Source organism: Kineococcus glutinatus, assembly GCF_039542765.1.
In the GTDB taxonomy this organism is placed as follows: Bacteria; Actinomycetota; Actinomycetes; order Actinomycetales; family Kineococcaceae; genus Kineococcus_A; species Kineococcus_A glutinatus.
On record NZ_BAABIL010000518.1, the window covers coordinates 1 to 1,569 of the forward strand.

At 76.8% G+C, this 1,569-nt stretch carries 2 protein-coding genes; one reads left to right on the forward strand and one right to left on the reverse strand.

Annotated elements, in window-relative coordinates:
• The first annotated feature begins 228 nt into the window (after nucleotides 1-228).
• Nucleotides 229-522, forward strand: coding sequence for a WXG100 family type VII secretion target (locus ABEB16_RS17400; RefSeq protein WP_345713485.1), 294 nt, complete (start codon nucleotides 229-231; stop codon nucleotides 520-522).
• A 13-nt stretch (nucleotides 523-535) separates the two neighbouring features.
• On the opposite strand, the gene ABEB16_RS17405 is transcribed toward ABEB16_RS17400, so the two are convergent.
• Nucleotides 536-1,489 (reverse strand): TIGR03621 family F420-dependent LLM class oxidoreductase, encoded by a 954-nt coding sequence (locus tag ABEB16_RS17405; protein ID WP_345713486.1) that lies wholly within the window; start codon nucleotides 1,487-1,489, stop codon nucleotides 536-538.
• Nucleotides 1,490-1,569 lie beyond the last annotated feature (80 nt).

A 1,569-nucleotide genomic window follows, 5' to 3' on the forward strand; every position in this document is an offset into this window, starting at 1 on the left:
AGGCCGGCACGTTGCTCCGCCTGTCCGTCGGTGACAGCTCACCCGTGCAGCCGCAGTGGGCGCACAAGCCACCGACGCCGAGACCGACGCCCTCGTGGCGCACCTGCTGCCCCGCGCCCGGCGCCCCGTCGGCGCCTGAGCAGCACCCCGAGACCCCGCACCGGCACCCGCCGGTGCGGCCCGCAGACCCGCGACCTCCCCGGCGCGGGGCGATGACAGGAGTTCGACATGGCGAACGTCAACGTCACCTACGACGAGATGCGCGGCGCGGCCGACCAGCTCACCAACGGCCAGCACGAGATCGAGGGCCAGCTGCAGCGGCTCAAGGCGCTGGTGAACGACCTCGTCGCCAGCGGCTACGTCACCGACCGCTCCTCCAAGGCGTTCCAGGCCTCCTACGAGCAGTTCGACGCCGGCGTGAAGCAGACCGTCGCGGGCCTCACCGGCATGAGCTCCTACCTCAAGGGCGCCGCGCAGGCGCTGGAGGACACCGACGTCCAGCTCGCCGCCCAGCTCGGCTGAACCCCGCCGGGGTTCAGCCCACCCGTTGCGCCGCAACGGGTCCTGCGGGTCCGGGTGGCCGCCGCAGCTCGGCGACCACCCGGCCCAGGGCGTCCAGGTTCCAGTCGTGGGTGGAGAAGGCGGTGAAACCGAACTCCGCCGACCGCCGCCGCAGCTGCGCCGCACCGTCCGCCGCGTCGGTGGCGAACAGGCAGGCCGGCGACGCGAGCGCGTCGGCCGCCGACGTGTGCGGGTCCCCCGCCACCAGCTCCGCCGCCACCCGCTCCGGGTCGGGGTCCAGCGCGACGAGCTGCAGCAGCACGTCGCAGCGGTGCGGACGGCCCGCGGCCGCCTCCCGCACGTGCGCCACCCGCTCGGCGACCTCCTCCGCCGTGGCCAGGCGCAGCGTGCCCGGGCGCTCCCCGCGCACCTGCAGCGCCCCGGGGAACGCCACCACGTCGGCGTGCCGCGCGGCCACCGCCAGCCCCGCCCGCGACATCGCCCCGACGACCAGCGGCACCGGCCGCTGCACCGGGCGCGGGGAGTGCGCCTCGTCGGCGAGGCGACGGCGCACCTCGACGAGCAGGTCCTCCATCCAGCGCACCCGCTCGGCCAGCGGCCCCCACCGCACCCCGGCGTCCTCGTGCTCGTCGCGCACGTGCCCGGCCCCCACCCCCAGCTCGACCCGGCCGCCGGACAGGACGTCCAGCGTGGCCACGTCCCGCGCCAGCAGGGCGGCGTTCCAGAAACCCGCGTCCAGGACGTAGGTGCGCAACCGCAACCGCGGGTCCAGCGACGCGGCCGTCGCCAGCGACACGAACGGCGACAGGCACCCGAGGTGGTCGGGCGCGGCGATCACGTCGAAACCCGCCTCGCCGGCGCGGCGCACCACGTCGGCGAACCCCGCCCGCGAGGCCGCCCGCCCCACGTTCACCCCGAACTCGAAACCCGCACCACCGGCCGCGCCGGCGCCCACCCCGTCCGCCACCCGCGGCAGCCTGCCCGCCCGGTGGGCCCGGCGACCAGTCCCGTCCGCTGCGGGCGAACCCGCCGCGGACGGGACTGGTC

Bases quoted from the DNA above. Each gene is read 5' to 3' on its own strand.
- ABEB16_RS17400 (WP_345713485.1), top strand. From the start codon at position 229: ATGGCGAACGTCAACGTCACCTACGACGAGATGCGCGGCGCGGCCGAC.